Genomic DNA, 18,246 nt, shown 5'->3' on the forward strand with positions numbered 1-18,246 from the left:
AATGCAAGACCGCCCTGATGCGTGCGCCCGGGCCTCGTCCCCGGACTGCGAATCAGCACCATAGCGCTTGCGCGAATCGGCGTGAAGAATCAATCAGCGCAAAAATAACGCCGGGCGAAAAGTCAATCGCCCGGCTTCAATATCTAGTGGCAAGTTTCGCCGTGGCTAATAGCGGTAGTGTTCCGGCTTGAACGGTCCGTGCGGAGTGACGCCGATATAGGCGGCCTGTTCGCCGGACAGTTCGGTCAAGCGGGCACCGAGCTTGTCGAGATGCAGGCGCGCGACCTTTTCGTCGAGATGCTTCGGCAGGACGTAGACCTGGTTCTCGTACTGGCCGGGCTTGGTGTACAGCTCGATCTGGGCCAACACCTGGTTGGTGAAGGACGCCGACATGACGAAGCTCGGGTGGCCGGTAGCGTTGCCGAGGTTGAGCAGGCGGCCTTCCGACAAAAGGATCATCCGCTTGCCATCCGGGAAGGTGATCATATCCACCTGAGGCTTGATGTTGGTCCATTTCAGGTTGCGCAGCGACGCCACCTGGATCTCGTTGTCGAAGTGACCGATGTTGCCGACGATCACCATGTCCTTCATCAGGCGCATGTGGTCGAGGGTAACGACGTCCTTGTTGCCGGTGGTGGTGATGACGATGTCGGCCGTCGGCGCTGCGTCTTCGAGCGTGACCACCTCGAAACCGTCCATCGCCGCCTGCAGCGCGCAGATCGGATCGACCTCGGTGACCTTGACGCGGGCGCCGGCGCCCTTGAGCGAAGCCGACGAGCCTTTGCCGACGTCGCCATAGCCGCAGACAACCGCGACCTTGCCGGCCATCATCGTGTCGGTGCCGCGGCGAATGCCGTCGACAAGCGATTCCTTGCAGCCATATTTGTTGTCGAATTTCGACTTGGTGACGGAATCATTGACGTTGATCGCCGGGAACGGCAGCAGGCCTTTTTTCTGCAACTGATAGAGCCGGTTGACGCCGGTCGTCGTCTCTTCGGTAACGCCGCGGATCGCTTCCTTCTGCTTGGTGAAGAAGCCGGGCGATGCCTGCATGCGCTTCTTGATCTGGGCAAACAGGATCTCTTCCTCTTCGCTGCCCGGATTGGACAGCACATCCTCGCCGGCCTCGGCGCGGGCGCCGATCAGGATGTACATGGTGGCATCGCCACCGTCGTCGAGGATCATGTTGGAGGTGCCGCCATCGGCCCACTGGAAGATCTTGTCGGTGTAGACCCAATAATCCTCCAGCGTCTCGCCCTTGACGGCAAACACCGGAATTCCGGCCTCGGCAATGGCCGCGGCAGCGTGGTCCTGGGTCGAGAAGATATTGCAGGAAGCCCAGCGGATATCGGCGCCGAGCGCCTTAAGCGTTTCGATCAGCACCGCCGTCTGGATGGTCATGTGCAGCGAGCCGGTGATGCGCGCGCCCTTGAGCGGCTTCTTGTCGCCGAATTCTTCGCGGCAGGCCATCAGGCCCGGCATTTCGGTTTCGGCGATCTCGATCTCCTTGCGGCCCCAGCCGGCAAGCGCGATGTCTGCGACCACATAGTCCTTGCTACCCGTCATGGCAGTGCTCCGATGCGAATTGATTGCGGGACGCGCCCGCCCCGAAAGCGTGTCGGAGGGCGCGAGGTGCCGGCCTGACTAGCAGATCGGGAGTCGGACGACAATGGGATATAAAGAAATCTTTATCCGTGCATGTCTTCAGCGGCGGCGGCCATGAGAGCGCGCAGAAGGGGTGCTGTCCAAGGTGGCCGTCCCTCAGACCTCAGATCGGCAACACTTTCAAAGCCGGAAACAAAAACCCGCCTCGGCGGGCGGGTCTTCGGGGCCAATTGGCACCATAGCGAAATTAGTAGCATAGCTGCCGGCACAAAGCAAGAACAAAATACGCGACGGTCGCGCAAAAATGCGATTTCCTTCACCGCCGCAAGGTTGCACCGAACATGCCGTAGCAGGTGCCGTCGGCGAAGCCGTCAGCACTCCTCGCCGAAACGGGAAGCAACCAGTTGCTCCAGCGCATCGATGACCTCTTCGGCCTCCGGGCCGGTGGCGGTGACGCGTATCGAATAACCGGGGCTCGCCGCCAGCATCATCAGGCCCATGATCGAGGTGCCGCCGACCTTGACGCCGTCCTTCTCGACCTGGACCGTGGCGTTGAAGCCGCTGGCGATTTGAACGAACTTGGCCGAGGCGCGCGCATGCAGGCCGCGCTGGTTGACGATTGGAAAGTCGCGAACGATCTTGTCCTTTTCCGGCAACAGCGCGCTCATTTGCTGCTCAGGAGTTGACTGGCGACATTGATGTATTTGCGGCCGGCAGCCTGCGCCTCATCCAGCGCGGCCGTCATGTTGTCGCCCTTGCGAACGCTGGACAGCTTGATCAGCATCGGCAGGTTCATGCCGGCAATGACCTCGATACGCCCGGATTCCATCACGGAAATGGCGAGGTTAGAGGGCGTGCCGCCGAACATGTCGGTCAAAACGATGACGCCTGATCCCGTATCGACGCGGCCGACTGCCTCGATAATGTCGCGGCGGCGCTGTTCCATATCGTCGTCGGCACCGATCGCCACGGTCTCGAAATTGTCTTGTGGCCCAACGACATGTTCCACGGCATTGCGGAACTCGGCGGCCAGTTGACCGTGCGTTACAAGCACGAGTCCGATCATTCTTTGGTGGCTCCCGTCATCGCCGCTTCACAGGCGCATTTTATGCTCGCCGACCGTTCCAGGTGGCGGGAGCGCTATCTTGTCGACGCAAGGCCCGTTGACAAGCCCAAAATTGCGCCGGCCCAAGCCAATTTGACGCATTGCAGCAAAAAATCGAAATCGGATCACAGGAAAGGCGCAATCGACAGGCGCGACATCACTGCCGGCAAGGCCGCCGCTACATTGCGCCCGGCAAGATCGATGCGCGGCACTGGTACGCCGACAACGAGTTCGCAGCAGTCTTCCTGGAAGCGGGCCATTTTGCCGGCTGGCACCAGCCGGATAATGAGGTCGATCACGCAGCTTGGCTCGAACCGTATCGGTTTGGGGCCGAATCCCGGGACCTCGACGAGGCCGGCTATGCTGGCTGGTGCGCGGCAGACCAGCCGCCCGTCGCAATCTGCAGCATAGAGCTGGTCATCGCCGATCAGCCGGGAAAACAGCCCACGCTGGCTGCAATGATCGATCAAGGCGAGCGCCAGCGTCGTCTTGCCCAAGCCGGACGGTCCGGTGATGAGAATGCCGCGATCACCTATCAGGATCGCGGTGCCGTGAATATTTTCAGGCTGCACAATAGGACCAGGCGTGATTGGAATTCATCCGTCAGCCTTCCGCCGGCAGCGTCACCACGAAGCGCGCGCCCTTGATCTCGCCAGGCTTGGTGCCCGGGATGTTCTCGGCGCTCAGCGTGCCGCCATGGGCTTCAACGATCTGCCTGGATATCGACAGGCCAAGGCCCGAGTTCTGACCGAACGCCTCGCCGGCCGGCCGATCGGTATAGAACCGCTCGAAAATGCGGTCGATGTTATCGGCCCGGATACCGGGTCCATTGTCGTCGATGGTGACGATGTTGAACTTGCCGGCGCGCGCCAGCGATATGGTGATGTGGCCACGTTCCTCGGGAACGAACGAGCGGGCATTCTCGATCAGGTTGGTGATCACCTGGCCGATCCTCAGATCATGACCGACGACGAAGTAGCCTTTCACGCCCTGCGGCAGTTTGGCGACCTTGAATTCGATCTCGACCGCCTTCTTGTTGCGCGTGGCCTCGCGCGAGACGGCGACCAGATCGGTGATGAACTTCTTGAGGTCGACGGTTCCTGCATCTTCCCGCGCCAGCTCGGCATCGAGACGGGAGGCATCGGAAATATCGGTGATGAGACGGTCAAGCCGCCTCACATCGTGCTGGATGATATCCATCAGCCGGCTGCGCGAATTGTCGTTCCTGGCCAGCGGCAATGTCTCCACCGCGCTGCGCAGCGAGGTAAGCGGGTTCTTCAACTCGTGCGAGACATCCGCGGCAAAACTTTCGATCGCCTCGATGCGGGCGTAGAGCGCGTTGGTCATGTCGCGCACGGCGATCGACAGATTGCCGATCTCGTCCTGGCGGTCGGAGAAGTCGGGGATTTCCTCGCGGTTCTTGACGCCGCGGCGAACCCTGACCGCCGCCGCGGAAAGCCGGCGCAGCGGGTTGGCGATGGTGGAGGCCAGCAGCATCGACAGGATGGCGGTAACCAGGGCGGCAATGCCGAACACGCGCAGGATCGCCTTGCGCTCGGCCGCGACGATCTTGTCGATGTCGCCGCCTTCGGTCGACAGCATCAGCACGCCGAGAACGGCACGGAAGCGCTGGATCGGCACCGCCACAGAAACGATCTGCTCGCCCTGCTCCGAGATCCGCACGATCGTCGACGGGCTGCCGGTAAGCGCCTTGACCACTTCGGGAAACGCGGCGCCGTTGCCACCCGGCTGCTCGCGATAGACAGGCAGCTGCTTGTTGCGGAAGAAATCGAAGACGAATTTCTGGATGCGCTCCAGAAGGTCCGGCTGTTCCTCTTCGACCGGCGGCAAATCGTAGCGAAGGATCTGGCCGCGCGAATAGAGATGGCGGGAATCGAGCAGCAGGTTGGCGTCGCGGTCGTAAATGCGGGCGCGTGTGCGCGTCGGCGAGATCAACCGCCTGAGCACCGGCGCCACGCGCTCCGGATTGATCGGGAAATCGAGATTGTCGAGCTGATCGGAACCCGGGCCGAGGCTTTCGCCGGCCTGCAACTCGAGCAGCTTCTCCGGATCGATGCTGATCGAATCGGTCTCGACCGTCGCCGAGGCGGCGATCGCGCCGGCGATGATCTCGCCTTGAGTCATCAGGCTCTCGACACGGGCGTCGATCAGCCCGTCGCGAAAGGTATTGAGATAGAGAATGCCGGTGACCAGGACGGCAAGGCCGGCAAGGTTGAGAAAGAGGATACGCCGCGTCAGGCTGGAAAAGATGTGATGGCCGAGAAACCGGCGCATCGGCACCGTAATTTTCGACACGAAGGCGGGCAGAATCCGCGGCGGGCGCCTGGCGGCGCCCGACCGTCTCACTCGCTCTACTTGCACTGCCATCGAATAGCAGCTCCCGCTCGACTCAAGCTTCGCGGAACCGATATCCGACTCCGTAAAGGGTTTCGATCATTTCGAAGTCATCATCGACGGCCTTGAACTTTTTGCGCAGCCGCTTGATGTGACTGTCGATGGTGCGGTCATCGACATAGACCTGCTCATCATAAGCCGAATCCATCAGCGCATCACGGCTTTTTACGACCCCCGGACGCTGTGCCAGCGAATGCAGGATGAGGAACTCGGTGACGGTAAGCGTCACCGGCTCGCCCTTCCAGGTGCAGGTGTGGCGCTCCTGGTCCATGACAAGCTGGCCGCGCTCAAGCGACCGGGCCTGCTGGTTGGGCGCCTTGGCCGCCGCCTCGCGGGTGCTGGCGCGGCGCAGCACGGCGCGGACGCGCTCCACCAGAAGACGCTGCGAGAAGGGTTTGCGGATGAAGTCGTCGGCGCCCATCTTGAGGCCGAACAGTTCATCGATCTCATCGTCCTTGGAGGTCAGGAAGATTACTGGCAGGTCGGATTTCTGACGCATCCGGCGCAGCAACTCCATGCCGTCCATGCGCGGCATCTTGATGTCGAGGATGGCGAGGTTCGGCGGGCGCGCCGCCAGTCCCTCCAGCGCCGATGCCCCATCCGTGTAGGTTTCGACCCGATAACCCTCGGATTCGAGGGCGATCGAAACCGAAGTCAGAATGTTGCGATCGTCGTCGACAAGCGCGATTGTTGCCATTTCAAGCGGCTCCCTCATGAGCTGTCCCTTCTTTCGTCGAGAAGGGGCTTTTGCAGGACAAATTAGGTACAAAATGTGGCACAGGCTGTATCCGCTGTCACGCGCGGCATGTCGACGGCCACAATTGTACCTCGATATGGATTGGACGAATGAACATCGCCAATCCTTTGGGCAACCATCAGTGTTTTTGCACATATAAACGATTTAAACAACTTTCAAAATATTTAAATCGATTAATGATTTGATATCATTCGCCTTTTCTGGTTTTGACGTTTTTGGCTCCTGCAATAGGGGTTCCGGAATTCGCCGGTAAAGACTCGGTAAATCGAAGAAGGGACACCCATGTCGGAAGCCGGCAAACGCAATCCTGCATGTGCAATCGATCGCATCGGCCTGAGAACCACGGGCGTGGTGCGCTATAATTTCGGCGCGGCCGCGCTCTACGAGGAGGCAATCCGCCGTGGCGAGGCCCGACTCACCGCGCATGGCGCGCTTGCCGCCGAGACCGGGCAGCACACCGGCCGCTCGCCCAGGGACAAATTCGTGGTGCGCGACGAAAGCACCGCGCCGCATATATGGTGGGACAACAACAAAGCGATTTCGCCGATCCAGTTCGATACGCTGCTTGCCGATTTTCGCGCCCACGCGGCAGGAAAGGACCTTTATGTGCAGGACCTGGTCGGCGGCGCCGACGAGGAACTGAAGCTGCCGACCAGGGTGATCACGGAGCTTGCCTGGCACTCCTTGTTCATCCGCAATCTGCTCATCCGACCGGCCGCCGCCGAACTCGAGCATTTCATGCCCGATTTGACGATCATCGACCTGCCGTCGTTCCGCGCCGATCCCGCCCGCCACGGCACGCGCGGCGAAACGGTGATTGCCGTCGATCTTTCGCACATGATCGTGTTGATCGGCGGTACCTCGTATGCCGGCGAGATGAAGAAGTCGGTGTTCACCGTGCTCAACTATCTGCTGCCGGCAAAAGGTGTGATGCCGATGCACTGCTCGGCCAATGAAGGGCCCTTCGGCGACGCGGCCGTTTTCTTCGGCCTTTCCGGGACCGGCAAGACGACGTTGTCGGCCGACCCGTCGCGCACGCTGGTCGGCGACGACGAGCATGGCTGGGGACCGCACGGCATCTTCAATTTCGAGGGCGGCTGCTATGCCAAGACGATCAAGCTTTCGGCCGAAGCCGAGCCGGAGATCTTCGCCACCACCCAGCGCTTCGGCACGGTGCTGGAGAATGTGGCGCTCGACGCAGGCCGCGTGCCGGATTTCGACGATGGCGGGCTGACCGAAAACACACGCTGCGCCTACCCGCTCCACTTCATCCCCAATGCCAGCAAGACGGGGCGCGCCAGCCACCCGAAGAACATCATCATGCTGACCGCCGACGCATTCGGTGTGATGCCGCCGATCGCGCGGTTGACCCCGGCGCAGGCCATGTACCATTTCCTCTCCGGCTATACCGCCAAGGTGGCGGGGACCGAGAAGGGCGTTACGGAACCCGAAGCGACATTTTCGACATGCTTCGGCGCACCGTTCATGCCGCGGCATCCGTCGGAATACGGCAATCTGCTGCGCGAGCTCATCGCCCGCCACGGCGTCGATTGCTGGCTGGTCAACACCGGCTGGACCGGCGGCGCCTACGGCACCGGCAAGCGAATGCCGATCAAAGCAACGCGGGCGCTGCTTGCGGCGGCGCTCGACGGCTCGCTGAAAGCGGCCGACTTCCGCACCGACGCCAATTTCGGTTTCGACGTACCGGTGACGGTTGCCGGCGTCGACCGCGCCATTCTCGACCCTAGATCGACCTGGATCGACAAGCCCGCCTACGACCGGCAGGCGGCAAGGCTGGTCGGCATGTTCGTCGACAATTTCGAAAAGTTCGAAGCCCATGTCGACGCCACCGTGCTCGGCGCCGCACCACGCATGCAGGTAGCGGCTGAATAGCCGTCGCCCCTGGTGATGCTTCAAGGCCCGGCTTCAATCGGGCCTTTTCTTTTTTCGCCTGCCGCGCCATGAGTGCGGCATGAACGCCGACGACAAGATCATCATTACCGACGATGCGGTGATTAATCCGGGCGACCTGCACGAGGACTTCATCCGTTCGTCCGGCCCGGGCGGCCAGAACGTCAACAAGGTGGCGACGGCAGTGCAATTGCGCTTCGATGCCGCCAATGCGGCTGGCCTGTCGGAGCGGGTGCGCGAACGGACCATCAAGCTTGCCGGCCAGCGCGCCACCAAGGACGGCGTCATCGTCATCGAAGCCGGACGCTTCCGCACCCAGGAGCAGAACCGGGCGGACGCCCGGGCGCGGCTGACGGCACTGGTCGCCAAGGCCGCCGAACCACCACCACCGCCGCGCAAGAAGACCAGGCCGTCCAAAGGCGCGGTCGAAAGACGGCTCAAGAGCAAGGCCGGGCGCGGCTCGATCAAGAAACTGCGCGGCCGGGTCGGGGATGAGTGACAGCCGAAGCGGCTTCGGATCTCAGATCGCCGGTTAAAGCGCGCAGCCACCGTCGGAGGCGGCTTTCGGGTCGCCGTTTTCATTTGACGGTGGCATTCTGATTTCTCCAGACCAACGGATTAACCGACGCGATGCTCGTACTGCCCAAAGGCGTCCGCCATATGCCCGGCTACCTGTCGCGCGCCATGCAGGAAGTGCTGGTGGAAGATATCAGGCAGGTCGTGCAGAAGGCGCCGCTGTTCGTGCCGGCGATGCCGCGTACCGGCAAGGAGATGAGCGTGCGCATGACCAATTGCGGTCCGCTGGGCTGGGTCACCGACAAGGAGCACGGCTATCGCTACCAGCCGACCCACCCGGTGACCGGAAGGCCTTGGCCGCCGATCCCGGAGATGCTGCTCGAACTGTGGCGGGATGTATCTGCCTATGCGCACCTGCCGGAAGCCTGCCTGGTCAATTTCTATTCGCAGGATGCCAAGATGGGTCTTCACCAGGACCGCGACGAGAGCGATTTCTCCGCGCCTGTCGTCTCGGTGTCGCTCGGCGACGATTGCCTGTTCCGGGTCGGCCAGACGACGCGCGACGGCGCCACCAAATCGTTCAGGCTGAGGAGCGGCGACGTCGTCGTGCTTGGCGGCGAAGGGCGGCTCTGCTTTCACGGCGTCGACCGTATCTACCCGTCGACCTCGGCATTGCTCAGGAGTGGCGGCCGCATCAATCTGACGCTGCGACGGGTGACGATGCCGAAATAGGCTGTTCGGGTGGCCGGTGGCCCGGGCGGACATAATCGTCGCGCAGATAGATGCGCTCGGTCTCGTCCTCGATAAGAATGCGGTAGTGCGCCAGGATGGCGTCAAAGCCAAAACGCTCCATCAATTGGCTTGTCCACATCGTGTTGTTTTTCTTGAAGACGACGATATCCGGGCGCAGACGCACGAACTCTTCGCGTTTGCTTTCGACGTAGCGCGCCATGATGGCTTGGTAACGCATGGCTTCGGCGGTGTCACCCGAGAGAGATGCCTGCCGGGACAGGGAAAGTGCGAACGCTCCAAGCCAATCGCTGACGTGGGTCGAAACGAACTGCCCATCGATCATACGGTTCAACGGATGTCCCGAGGAAATATCCGAACTGACCAACGCTACGGTCGGCCGATCGGTGGCGGCGCGAATTGCAGCAACCAGCGCCGGCCCTGGTTTCTGGGTGCTCCAGTACGGCAAGAAAGCGATTGCCACCGCCGCCAATGCCCAAGCTCGCGAAGGAGCCGTCACGAACGTCAACAGCTTCGACGGCCGCTGCACGATCCTGGGCAGTGCCAACAGGCAGAAAATGGCTGCCACAGCGCAAAAGATCGCGGGATAGGCATGATAAGACCAGCCTTTGGCTTGGTAGAACAGGGGAAACATGCCGGCGATCGATGCCGCCAACGCTACCGCCGCCAGCTCTGGAAACCGCCTGGCCGGCCACAGCCACCAGATCAGGAAGACAAGGAAACACCACGAGAAACCGTAGCCGATCACAATCGGCCAAAAGATGCCGATCTTTGCATAAACGTCCGCCAAGAGGGGATAGATGTCGCGCACAAATTCCGGATGGATCAGCGTGACCGTGCTGAGATAGACAACGCAGATGCCGCCAATGACCCAGTGTTCCAGGGCGAAGATCGATTTCAGACTGCGCCGGCGCACTGCAACGACCAGCGCCGGCGCCAACACCATGATCGCATAGTAGGGCTTGACCAGCAGCAGAATGCTGCCCGACAGGCCGGCGAGTACGGCGAGCCCGGGGTCTGGTTGGGCAGCTGCATCTCTGCGCGCGCGCCAGGCATGAAGCGCAAGCAGCGGCATGAAAAGTGCCATGCCGATATGCTCCCGCTCGCTGAAGGCATTTCCGGGGAAGACCACCAACATTGCGCAAAACGCTGGCCCCAGTGCAAACAATGATGCAGTTTCGGTGAAACCCGCACGCTTGACGATCACGCCCGAGAGCGAAAGTCCGATAAGCACGGCAAGGTATGTCCAGGCCTCAACCAGGATTTCCGGGGCGGTGCCCAGCAATCTGGCTGCAGCCACTGGCGGCAGATAGAGCCAGACGCTGAATGGGGGATTGGTCTCGTAGATTTGCGAGTAAAGCCGCTCACCGGACAGCATACGCTCGCAGACCGTGATCAGCCAGCTAGTGTCGGGAACAGTCCCCCAACGTCGCTGCCAGAAGATCGAGAAGACGGTGACTGCGGCAATGGCCAGGACATTGCGGCTAGGAAGCAGCGACGCCGCAATATCCCGGTCGCGCCAGCGGCTCAAGCCGCCAATGTCGTTCGAGACGCTCATGCTGTTGCACCGAGGCTCTCGAGATCGAGCCATATGTCGTCCAGTGGAGCGATTGGATCCAGCCGTGTCATGGGTTTCCGGGGGGTCCTGCTCAATCGGTTTGGAGCGGCGCAGGCGCCGTGTAACGCAGATAGACAGTGATTTCCGGCTCGGCGTGCAGCAGACGATAGCCGGCCAAGGCGACCTGGATCCGCTTGTCCTGCAGCATCAGGGCAGTCCACGCCGGCGAGCCTGACAGCACGATATCGGGCTTCTTCGCTGATATCTCGGCGGCGTTTTCGCCGATCACCCGATCGCGGATGCTTTCAAGTTCCGGTCTCCGTTCGAGATCGCCGGTGACGCGGGCGAGCGTGTCCGCGTTGGAGACCGCCCAGGCGCTCGGATGGCGTGATATGAACCTGCCGCCGACCAGCCTGGCGAGGGGATGGGCAACCTGCATCTGGTCGGCAATCGACATGATGGCCGGGGTTTCGACCGTTGCGCGGATCGCGGCGACAGACCGGGCGATCGGGCCGTTATCCGTCGTCAGCGCCGCGTACTGTGCCCTGACCGCTATTTGCAGCACCAGCACGCAGCCGAAGATCAGGGCGGCCTTGCGAACGAAGCCTGCACTGCCGAATGTGCCGAACCGCACAAGCTGGATGCCAAATGCAAGTGTCGCAACAACGACCATCGGCAGCGCGTGATTGGGCCAACCCTTGCCCATGACAATGAAGGCCGGAATGAACCCCAGGGCGGTCAGGAGCGGAATCCTGACGTCCCAGTTCGTCTTTCTCAGGCCGCCGGCCGCAAGCACGGTGGCGGCGGCCAGAAGCAGCACCACTTTCGGCCAGTTTGCCAGCATATCGGCGGCAGAGGCCCTCAACGGAAGATAGACCTCCCTGACCAAGGGCAGGACGTCGCTGATGTAAGCGCGGTCGAAGAGCGCGATGGACGCTATATAGGCGGCCACGATCGCAGCGCCCACCAGGTTCTCTGCGACGAAGAGCGGTCTCAGCGACCGCCTTTCAAGCGCAAGACAGAGCGACGGCAACATGAAGGCCAGCACAAAATAGGGCGGCTTGACCATGACCACGACCGCCGCGCCGAAACCCGCGACCATGTGCTCCAGGCGCGAGCCCGCGCTGAAATCCAGGTTCCGCTGACGTGTGCATTGCAACGCCACCCAAGGCAGAATGGCAATCAATGCGAAGTGCTCGCGTTGGCCGAATTGATCCGGCATGAAACACAGGATCAAAAACAGGGCCGCCGCTGCCGCCCACAGCGCATGGGGCTGCCGGTAGACCGGTTCATCGCGCGCGAGAATGCGGACGGAAACGGAAAGACTGGCCAGGCTCAGGCAAACGACGCCAAGCGTCAGCCAGAATTCCGCACGCATGCCAGTGAGCTTTTCCAGGAGCATGAACGGCATGTAGAGCCAGATCGAGAAAGGTGGGTTGGTCTCCACGATGTCCGTGTTGAGCCGCTCTCCGCCAAGCAGGCGGTCGCAGACGACCAGAAGCCATGACACGTCGACATTGGTCGGGATTGCAACGGTGGATAGCCAGACGGCGTATGTGACGATCAGGCAGGCCAGCAGCAACGGAGCACCCGCTACGCCCGCAAAGGGCGAGAAGCGGTTGGCGCCGGGCAGCAGTTCACTGAGGGATCGCGCGCTAGAGACCACGAAACACCCACCGCCCGAGGACGACATAGTTGATGACCGGCACGGCAATGCAGGTGAGCAGGATCGGGATTGCGGCAGGGACGCCGAGCATCTGGGTCAAAAGCCCCGGCAGGGCGATCGCGACGGCGAGGCCGGAAGCGGTGAGCAGGAGGAAGCGGGGCAATTCCATAGCGTGACTGCCGCCCGAGGTGAACGTGAAATATTTATGCCCGGTGTAGGAGAACAACGCGGCGACGGCGTAGGCCGCAAACGATGTGAGCGCCCCCGGCAAGGCTGCCGTTGCCTGTCCACGCGACAGCAGAAAAGCGCAAACGGCGTAGATCAGCGTCGACGCGATGCCAATCAGCGCAAAGCGCGATAGTCGACGATACGAGCCGGTGCCCATGACGCGGTCAAGCTGCCAATTTCTCGTCGGGGCGAGCGGTTTCGACGGCGCTGTTCTTGCGGAATACCGCCAGCAGCGAAACCCCGAAGGGCAAGCTTGCATTTGGTATGATGCGGCCTTCCGCCGAAAACACTGCCTTCATCGCTGCATTCAGTGGTTTCGGCGGCGTGGCATGACCGGCTGGCAAGGCCGGCCTGCGCAACCTGTCCACCAGTCGTGCCAGCGCCGCTACCGGGAAGAGCGCGGCATTTGTGTAGCTCAGCCGGTCGATCGCGAAACCAGCCTTTTCAATTCGTTCACGCAGCAGATTGCGTGAATAGCGCCGCATGTGATGCAGCCCAACATCATGCGTGCTCCACAACCATTGGTGTGCTGGCACCGTGAGGACGACGCCGCCGCCCGGCTTCAGCATCTGGCGGATCGCGGCAAGCGACGCCTCGTCTTCGGCGACATGTTCCAGCACGTCGAACAGGCAGACGAGGTCGCAGCTTTGCGGCGCGACAGGAATGTTGTCCGGCAGATGTCCGGCGAGGAAGTCGCGGCCGGTCTTTTCCCAGGCAATCCTGCGCGCGAGATCGCTCATCTCGACTGCCGTCACTGCGCCGAACTGCTCCAGCATCCGGATGTTGCCGCCGGTGCCGGCGCCGATCTCGACGATGCGCGCGTTTTCAGGCAGGCCGATGCTGCGAATGACCGCCTCGGCGATGGCGCGACGCCCGCAGAACCACCAATGCTCGTCTTCGGTGGCGGCCATCTGTCGGTAGGCGTCGATCTCCATCAGCTCATTCCCTCATATTTGCGGCGCACGATGTAGATCGGACGCTGCTTGATCTCGGCGTAGACCCTGCCGAGGTATTGTCCGATGATGCCGATGCCGAGTAACTGGATGCCGCCAAGGAAAAGAACACTGACCAGCAGGGAGGCGTAGCCGGGCACATCAACGCCAAAGATCATTGTCTTGGCGACGATCAGCAGGCCGTAGAGGAACGACAGCGCGGAAATCGTCGCGCCGACATAGGTCCAGATTTCAAGCGGAGCGGTGGAGAAGCTGGTGATGCCTTCGAGCGCGAAGTTCCACAGCTTCCAGCCGGAGAATTTCGACTGGCCGGCGATGCGCTGATCGCGGACATATTCGACGCTTGCGGTACGGAACCCGACCCAGGCGAACAGGCCCTTCATGAAACGACGGCGTTCGGGCAAAGACCGCAGCGCCTGGATGACCTGGCGGTCGATCAAACGGAAGTCGCCGACATCGTGCGGGATCTTCTGCTGCGCGATCCAGTTGTGAACGCGGTAGAACATCGAGGCGGAGCGCTGCTTGAGAAAGCTGTCGCTCGACCGATTGGCTCGCTTGGCCAGAACAACCTCAAAACCCTCGCGCCACTTTTCTACAAGCAGCGGAATGACATGCGGCGGATCCTGCATATCGACATCCATCGGGATCGCTGCATCGGCATCGCAGCTGTCGAGCCCCGCGGTCATCGCGGCTTCCTTGCCGAAATTGCGTGAAAGGTCGATTACGTGGATGCGTGGATCGGTTTGTTGGGCTTCGATCAGCTTTTCGAGCGTCGTATCGCTGCTGCCGTCGTTGACGAAGATGAACTCGAGGGCAACGCCTTTGTCCTTCAGCGGCGCGGTGCTTTCGCATACCGCCTTCAGGAATGGAGCAATTGCGCCTTCCTCATTGTGGACAGGCACGATCAGGGCAATCGTTGCGCCGCCGCTGCCTGGACGTGCGATGCGGTCAGCTGCCGGCCGATCGATGTTTAGGAATGGCGCATTCATTTGTTTGCCGAGCCCGCAGATCAGGCCCGACAATAGAAAGACTGGGTTAAGATGACTTTAAGGAATGTCCCGGGATTTCACAGTTTCCTGAGCGCCACTTCCTCGACCAGATGGTTGGCGCCCTTGCGCAGGATGAGATCGGCTCGGGCGCGGGTCGGCAATATATTCTCGCGCAGATTCTTCAGGTTGATGTTGGTCCACAGGCCCTCGGCGATGGCGCGGGCCGCATCCTCGGAAAGTTGCGAATAGCGGTGAAAGAAGGAGGCCGGGTCGCGGAAGGCGGTTTCGCGCAACCGCATGAAGCGGGCGATATACCAGTGATGGATCAGCGCCTCCTCGGCATCGATGTAGATGGCAAAGTCGAAGAAATCCGACAGGAAAGGCACGATCTTGCCATCCTTCGGCAGCTTGCCCGGCTGCAGGACGTTGATGCCCTCGAAGATCAGGATGTCCGGCCGGTCGATGGTCTGGAACTCGCCCGGGATGACGTCATAGGTCAGGTGCGAATAGACCGGCGCGCGGACGTTGCGCTGCGCCGATTTGATGCCGGACAGGAAGCGCAGCAGCGCGCCGACGTCGTAGCTGTCCGGAAAGCCCTTGCGCTCCATCAGGTTGTTGCGGCGCAGGACTTCGTTCGGCAGCAGGAAACCGTCGGTGGTGACCAGGTCGACCTTGGGACTCGACGGCCAGCGCGCCAGCAGCTCCTTCAGCACGCGCGCCGTGGTCGATTTGCCGACCGCGACGGAACCGGCAATGCCGATGATGAACGGTGTCTTGGCCGCGTCCAGCGCGTTGAAGAAGGCCTGGCGCTGCCTGAACAGGAGTTGACTGGCTTCGACATGAGCCGACAACAGCCGCGACATCGAAAGATAGATGCGCTCGACCTCGTGGAGATCGACCGGATCGTTCAGCGACCGCAGACGACGGACCTCGTCCTCGGTGAGCGTCATCGGCGTATCGGCGCGGAACCGCGACCATTGCTCGGCCGAGAAGAAACGATAGGGTGAATACTTCTCGGTAGGAGCGAGCTGGTCCATCGAGTTCCTCCGCAGCGATCAGCCCCGGTCCAGCCGAGACGCCTTTTCGGCGATGCCCGAACGACCGGTGCGGCGTTCAAGCTCGTTGAGCACATCGCTCAGCGGAATGCCCGCTACGCCAAGAACGACAAGCCAATGATAGATGAGATCGGCGCTTTCCGAAACAAGCGCGTCCCGGTCGGCGCTGACGGCTGCGATCACCGTTTCGACTGCCTCTTCGCCGAGTTTCTGCGCTGCCTTGCTCATGCCACGCTGAAAGAGCTTGGCCGTCCACGAATCCGGATCGCCGGAACGTGCGCGTTCGCCAATAATCTTCTCCAGATCGGAGAGCGAGAACTCGGTCATGACGGCGTTTACAGCCTCTTCTTAGCCGGAAAGGCTCTAGGACCGATTACCCGGCGAGTCCAGCCGCATCGGCAGTCCGGCCTGAGCCATGTGCAGCTTGGCTTCGGCGATGCTGTAGGTGCCGAAATGGAAGATCGACGCCGCCAGCACCGCGCCGGCATGGCCGTCGCGAATGCCTTCGACAAGGTGGTCGAGCGTGCCGACGCCACCGGAAGCGATGACCGCCACGCGTACGGCATCGGCGACCGCGCGGGTAAGGGCTATATCATAGCCGGCCTTGGTGCCGTCGCGGTCCATCGATGTCAGCAGGATCTCGCCGGCGCCGAGGTCGACCACTCGCCGAGCGAACTCGACGGCGTCGATGCCGGTCTTCTCGCGGCCGCCATGGGTGAATATCTCCCAGCGATCAGCCTCGCTCGCAGCGGACACTTTCTTGGCATCGATGGCGACGACGATGCACTGGTTGCCGAATTTGTCGGCAGCCTCGGCGACAAAATTTGGGGTCTTCACCGCCGCCGTGTTGATCGACACCTTGTCGGCGCCGGCCAGTAGCAGCTTCCTGATGTCGGCGACCTGACGGACGCCACCGCCAACGGTCAGCGGCATGAAACATTGTTCGGCGGTGCGGGCGATGACATCGAAAATGGTCTCGCGGTTTTCCGACGAGGCGGTGATGTCGAGAAAGCAGAGCTCGTCGGCGCCGGCCGCGTCATAGGCTTTTGCCGCTTCGACGGGATCGCCGGCATCGACCAGGTCGACGAAATTGACGCCCTTGACGACACGGCCGTTCTTGACGTCGAGACAGGGGATGACGCGGGCTTTCAGCATCAGATCCTCTCGATCGCCGCAAGAAAGTCGACAAGCAGCTGGCCGACGACGGGCGGAACTTCGGACTGGGAATCAAAGGCCGGGTCGTAGGCCGAGAGCGTCACGCCGACAATCGGGATTGACCTGGCCAGTCCGCAGGCAAGCTGCCGCAGCTGTTCCGGACTCGGGCCGCCCGGGTGCGCGTAGCGGTTCACCTGCAGCACATCCGGATCGAGAACATCCAGGTCGAGATGCAGATGCGCCCGCACAGTCCCTGCCGCCGTGAGCTTTCCGATCATATCGAGTGCACCGGCACATTCGGTGCGCACGATCGGCAAAGTTTCCAGCAGTCGCTTTTCGTCGGGATCGAGGTCGCGGGCATCGACCAGCATGCAGCGCGCCGGGTCTATCGGCCGGAACCCCGGAATTGCTGCCGCCATCGGATGCCAGCAGAGCCCGAGCGTCGCCGCCAGCGCCATGCCGTCGAGAAAGCCGTAGGCCGACGTCTCCGGCGTGTTGAGATCGCCATGCTGGTCGATCCAGATGATCGAATCCGCCGCTTCACCGGCAACCGCACCGGCGGCGGTCAGGCAATTTCCAGCAAGGATAATGGGGAAGCGTCCTCCATCGCGGGCGAGGTTAACCTTGGTCGCGACGGCGTTGCAGACGGCGAAGCCGGTTGCAATTTCGCGCCCCTGCTCGTCTCCGACCTTGCCGATATCTTCGACGGCGACATCATGGCCAGCCACGGTCAGGGCTTCGACCAGCCCACCGCCGACGATGGCGTCCGGCCCCTGGCCGCACCCCTCGTGATAGTGCCCGCTGTCGTAGGGAGCAACGATAATCGAGACCTTCACGTTTCACACCCTGCCATCGGTTTGCCACGCAGGATCGCCAATGCCTCGGCCGGGTCGATGCGGCCGTCGTAGAGGGCGCGGCCGGAGATCGCGCCTTCGAGCTTGCGGGCATCGGGCATGGTCATGCGCACGATGTCGGCGATCGAGGCGAGCCCGCCCGAGGCGATAACCGGGATCGACACCGCGTCGGCGAGATCGATGGTGGCGTCCCAGTTGATGCCAGTCAGCACACCGTCGCGGTCGATATCGGTGTAGATGATGGCGGCGACGCCGGCACCCTCGAATTTCCTCGCCAGTTCAATGACGCCGAGGCTCGAGGCCTCAGCCCAGCCTTCGACCGCGACCTTACCGCCCTTGGCGTCGATGCCGACAGCGATCTTGCCCGGGAATGCCTTGCAGGCCTGCCTGACCAGATCCGGATCGCGGACCGCCACGGTGCCAAGAATGACGCGGGCCAGCCCACGGTCGAGCCAGTCCTCGATCTGCGCCAGGGTGCGGATGCCGCCGCCGAGCTGCACCGGATTGCTCGTCGCCTTCAGGATGGCGCCGACCGCGGCGCTGTTGACGCTCTGGCCCTTGAAGGCGCCGTTGAGGTCGACGACGTGCAACCATTCGAAGCCCTGCTCTTCGAAGACGCGCGCCTGAGCGGCGGGATCGTCATTGTAGATGGTGGCGGTCGCCATGTCGCCATGCCTGAGGCGCACGCATTTGCCGTCCTTGAGGTCTATCGCCGGAAACAGAAACACC

General features: G+C 62.0%; 19 protein-coding genes. 3 read left to right on the forward strand and 16 right to left on the reverse strand.

Going from position 1 to position 18,246, the window contains the following annotated elements:
- Positions 1 to 165 precede the first annotated feature (165 nt).
- The 6 genes from ahcY to NKH60_RS08810 all read right to left on the reverse strand — a co-directional run bounded on the left by ahcY (position 166) and on the right by NKH60_RS08810 (position 5,822).
- Complete coding sequence (ahcY, locus tag NKH60_RS08785; protein ID WP_352832573.1) at positions 166 to 1,566, reverse strand: adenosylhomocysteinase; 1,401 nt, start codon at positions 1,564 to 1,566, stop codon at positions 166 to 168.
- 410 nt (positions 1,567 to 1,976) lie between these two features.
- A complete protein-coding gene (locus tag NKH60_RS08790) occupies positions 1,977 to 2,273 on the reverse strand; it encodes an HPr family phosphocarrier protein (RefSeq protein ID WP_023677551.1) in 297 nt (98 codons plus the stop codon).
- Positions 2,270 to 2,671 carry a PTS sugar transporter subunit IIA gene (locus NKH60_RS08795; RefSeq protein WP_023677550.1) on the reverse strand — a complete coding sequence of 134 codons (402 nt, stop codon included), beginning with the start codon at positions 2,669 to 2,671 and terminating at the stop codon, positions 2,270 to 2,272. The genes NKH60_RS08790 and NKH60_RS08795 overlap by 4 nt, the downstream gene beginning before the upstream one ends.
- A 164-nt stretch (positions 2,672 to 2,835) precedes the next feature.
- The gene (locus NKH60_RS08800) at positions 2,836 to 3,282 is read right to left on the reverse strand and encodes an HPr kinase/phosphorylase (RefSeq protein ID WP_352472572.1); all 447 of its coding nucleotides are present in this window, start codon (positions 3,280 to 3,282) and stop codon (positions 2,836 to 2,838) included.
- 31 nt (positions 3,283 to 3,313) lie between these two features.
- The gene (locus NKH60_RS08805) at positions 3,314 to 5,098 is read right to left on the reverse strand and encodes a sensor histidine kinase (protein ID WP_023677548.1); all 1,785 of its coding nucleotides are present in this window, start codon (positions 5,096 to 5,098) and stop codon (positions 3,314 to 3,316) included.
- 22 nt (positions 5,099 to 5,120) lie between these two features.
- Positions 5,121 to 5,822 carry a response regulator transcription factor gene (locus NKH60_RS08810; protein WP_023677547.1) on the reverse strand — a complete coding sequence of 234 codons (702 nt, stop codon included), beginning with the start codon at positions 5,820 to 5,822 and terminating at the stop codon, positions 5,121 to 5,123.
- A 342-nt stretch (positions 5,823 to 6,164) separates the two neighbouring features.
- Between NKH60_RS08810 and NKH60_RS08815 the strand changes: the two genes are divergently transcribed.
- The 3 genes from NKH60_RS08815 to NKH60_RS08825 all read left to right on the forward strand — a co-directional run bounded on the left by NKH60_RS08815 (position 6,165) and on the right by NKH60_RS08825 (position 9,041).
- Positions 6,165 to 7,775: a phosphoenolpyruvate carboxykinase gene (locus tag NKH60_RS08815; RefSeq protein ID WP_352871947.1), complete on the forward strand. Its 1,611-nt coding sequence runs from the start codon at positions 6,165 to 6,167 to the stop codon at positions 7,773 to 7,775.
- Positions 7,776 to 7,854: 79 nt separating this feature from the next.
- Complete coding sequence (gene arfB, locus NKH60_RS08820) at positions 7,855 to 8,292, forward strand: alternative ribosome rescue aminoacyl-tRNA hydrolase ArfB (protein WP_023677545.1); 438 nt, start codon at positions 7,855 to 7,857, stop codon at positions 8,290 to 8,292.
- Positions 8,293 to 8,423: 131 nt separating this feature from the next.
- Positions 8,424 to 9,041 (forward strand): alpha-ketoglutarate-dependent dioxygenase AlkB family protein, encoded by a 618-nt coding sequence (locus tag NKH60_RS08825; protein ID WP_352472574.1) that lies wholly within the window; start codon positions 8,424 to 8,426, stop codon positions 9,039 to 9,041.
- On the opposite strand, the gene NKH60_RS08830 is transcribed toward NKH60_RS08825, so the two are convergent.
- The 10 genes from NKH60_RS08830 to hisA form a co-directional block, all read right to left on the reverse strand.
- The gene (locus tag NKH60_RS08830; RefSeq protein WP_352871950.1) at positions 9,004 to 10,617 is read right to left on the reverse strand and encodes a hypothetical protein; all 1,614 of its coding nucleotides are present in this window, start codon (positions 10,615 to 10,617) and stop codon (positions 9,004 to 9,006) included. The genes NKH60_RS08825 and NKH60_RS08830 overlap by 38 nt on opposite strands.
- 91 nt (positions 10,618 to 10,708) lie before the next feature.
- The gene (locus tag NKH60_RS08835; RefSeq protein ID WP_352871952.1) at positions 10,709 to 12,283 is read right to left on the reverse strand and encodes a hypothetical protein; all 1,575 of its coding nucleotides are present in this window, start codon (positions 12,281 to 12,283) and stop codon (positions 10,709 to 10,711) included.
- Complete coding sequence (locus tag NKH60_RS08840) at positions 12,273 to 12,668, reverse strand: GtrA family protein (protein WP_352832587.1); 396 nt, start codon at positions 12,666 to 12,668, stop codon at positions 12,273 to 12,275. The genes NKH60_RS08835 and NKH60_RS08840 overlap by 11 nt, the downstream gene beginning before the upstream one ends.
- A gap of 7 nt (positions 12,669 to 12,675) precedes the next feature.
- The gene (locus tag NKH60_RS08845) at positions 12,676 to 13,446 is read right to left on the reverse strand and encodes a class I SAM-dependent methyltransferase (RefSeq protein ID WP_352813969.1); all 771 of its coding nucleotides are present in this window, start codon (positions 13,444 to 13,446) and stop codon (positions 12,676 to 12,678) included.
- On the reverse strand, positions 13,446 to 14,453 hold the full coding sequence (locus NKH60_RS08850) for a glycosyltransferase family 2 protein (RefSeq protein WP_352454814.1): 1,008 nt from the start codon (positions 14,451 to 14,453) through the stop codon (positions 13,446 to 13,448). Before NKH60_RS08850 ends, NKH60_RS08845 begins: the two co-directional genes overlap by 1 nt.
- Positions 14,454 to 14,530: 77 nt before the next feature.
- A complete protein-coding gene (gene coaA, locus NKH60_RS08855; protein WP_352451662.1) occupies positions 14,531 to 15,490 on the reverse strand; it encodes a type I pantothenate kinase in 960 nt (319 codons plus the stop codon).
- An 18-nt stretch (positions 15,491 to 15,508) separates the two neighbouring features.
- Positions 15,509 to 15,835 carry a phosphoribosyl-ATP diphosphatase gene (locus NKH60_RS08860; RefSeq protein ID WP_352451663.1) on the reverse strand — a complete coding sequence of 109 codons (327 nt, stop codon included), beginning with the start codon at positions 15,833 to 15,835 and terminating at the stop codon, positions 15,509 to 15,511.
- Positions 15,836 to 15,871: 36 nt separating this feature from the next.
- Complete coding sequence (hisF, locus tag NKH60_RS08865) at positions 15,872 to 16,666, reverse strand: imidazole glycerol phosphate synthase subunit HisF (RefSeq protein ID WP_352814122.1); 795 nt, start codon at positions 16,664 to 16,666, stop codon at positions 15,872 to 15,874.
- Positions 16,663 to 17,499 (reverse strand): arginase family protein, encoded by an 837-nt coding sequence (locus tag NKH60_RS08870; RefSeq protein WP_352813970.1) that lies wholly within the window; start codon positions 17,497 to 17,499, stop codon positions 16,663 to 16,665. The genes hisF and NKH60_RS08870 overlap by 4 nt, the downstream gene beginning before the upstream one ends.
- Positions 17,496 to 18,245, reverse strand: coding sequence for a 1-(5-phosphoribosyl)-5-[(5-phosphoribosylamino)methylideneamino]imidazole-4-carboxamide isomerase (hisA, locus tag NKH60_RS08875; RefSeq protein WP_352472580.1), 750 nt, complete (start codon positions 18,243 to 18,245; stop codon positions 17,496 to 17,498). The genes NKH60_RS08870 and hisA overlap by 4 nt, the downstream gene beginning before the upstream one ends.
- Position 18,246: the final 1 nt, after the last annotated feature.

This window comes from Mesorhizobium sp. M1006 (genome assembly GCF_040318825.1).
Taxonomy (GTDB): domain Bacteria; phylum Pseudomonadota; class Alphaproteobacteria; order Rhizobiales; family Rhizobiaceae; genus Mesorhizobium.

What these genes read in the sequence shown, in the direction of transcription:
- ahcY (WP_352832573.1), bottom strand. Translation starts at nt 1,566, where the DNA reads ATGACGGGTAGCAAGGACTATGTGGTCGCAGACATCGCGCTTGCCGGC.
- NKH60_RS08790 (WP_023677551.1), bottom strand. Translation starts at nt 2,273, where the DNA reads ATGAGCGCGCTGTTGCCGGAAAAGGACAAGATCGTTCGCGACTTTCCA.
- NKH60_RS08795 (WP_023677550.1), bottom strand. Translation starts at nt 2,671, where the DNA reads ATGATCGGACTCGTGCTTGTAACGCACGGTCAACTGGCCGCCGAGTTC.
- NKH60_RS08805 (WP_023677548.1), bottom strand. Translation starts at nt 5,098, where the DNA reads ATGGCAGTGCAAGTAGAGCGAGTGAGACGGTCGGGCGCCGCCAGGCGC.
- NKH60_RS08810 (WP_023677547.1), bottom strand. Translation starts at nt 5,822, where the DNA reads ATGGCAACAATCGCGCTTGTCGACGACGATCGCAACATTCTGACTTCG.
- NKH60_RS08815 (WP_352871947.1), top strand. Translation starts at nt 6,165, where the DNA reads ATGTCGGAAGCCGGCAAACGCAATCCTGCATGTGCAATCGATCGCATC.
- arfB (WP_023677545.1), top strand. Translation starts at nt 7,855, where the DNA reads ATGAACGCCGACGACAAGATCATCATTACCGACGATGCGGTGATTAAT.
- NKH60_RS08825 (WP_352472574.1), top strand. Translation starts at nt 8,424, where the DNA reads ATGCTCGTACTGCCCAAAGGCGTCCGCCATATGCCCGGCTACCTGTCG.
- NKH60_RS08830 (WP_352871950.1), bottom strand. Translation starts at nt 10,617, where the DNA reads ATGAGCGTCTCGAACGACATTGGCGGCTTGAGCCGCTGGCGCGACCGG.
- NKH60_RS08840 (WP_352832587.1), bottom strand. Translation starts at nt 12,668, where the DNA reads ATGGGCACCGGCTCGTATCGTCGACTATCGCGCTTTGCGCTGATTGGC.
- NKH60_RS08845 (WP_352813969.1), bottom strand. Translation starts at nt 13,446, where the DNA reads ATGGAGATCGACGCCTACCGACAGATGGCCGCCACCGAAGACGAGCAT.
- NKH60_RS08850 (WP_352454814.1), bottom strand. Translation starts at nt 14,453, where the DNA reads ATGAATGCGCCATTCCTAAACATCGATCGGCCGGCAGCTGACCGCATC.
- coaA (WP_352451662.1), bottom strand. Translation starts at nt 15,490, where the DNA reads ATGGACCAGCTCGCTCCTACCGAGAAGTATTCACCCTATCGTTTCTTC.
- NKH60_RS08860 (WP_352451663.1), bottom strand. Translation starts at nt 15,835, where the DNA reads ATGACCGAGTTCTCGCTCTCCGATCTGGAGAAGATTATTGGCGAACGC.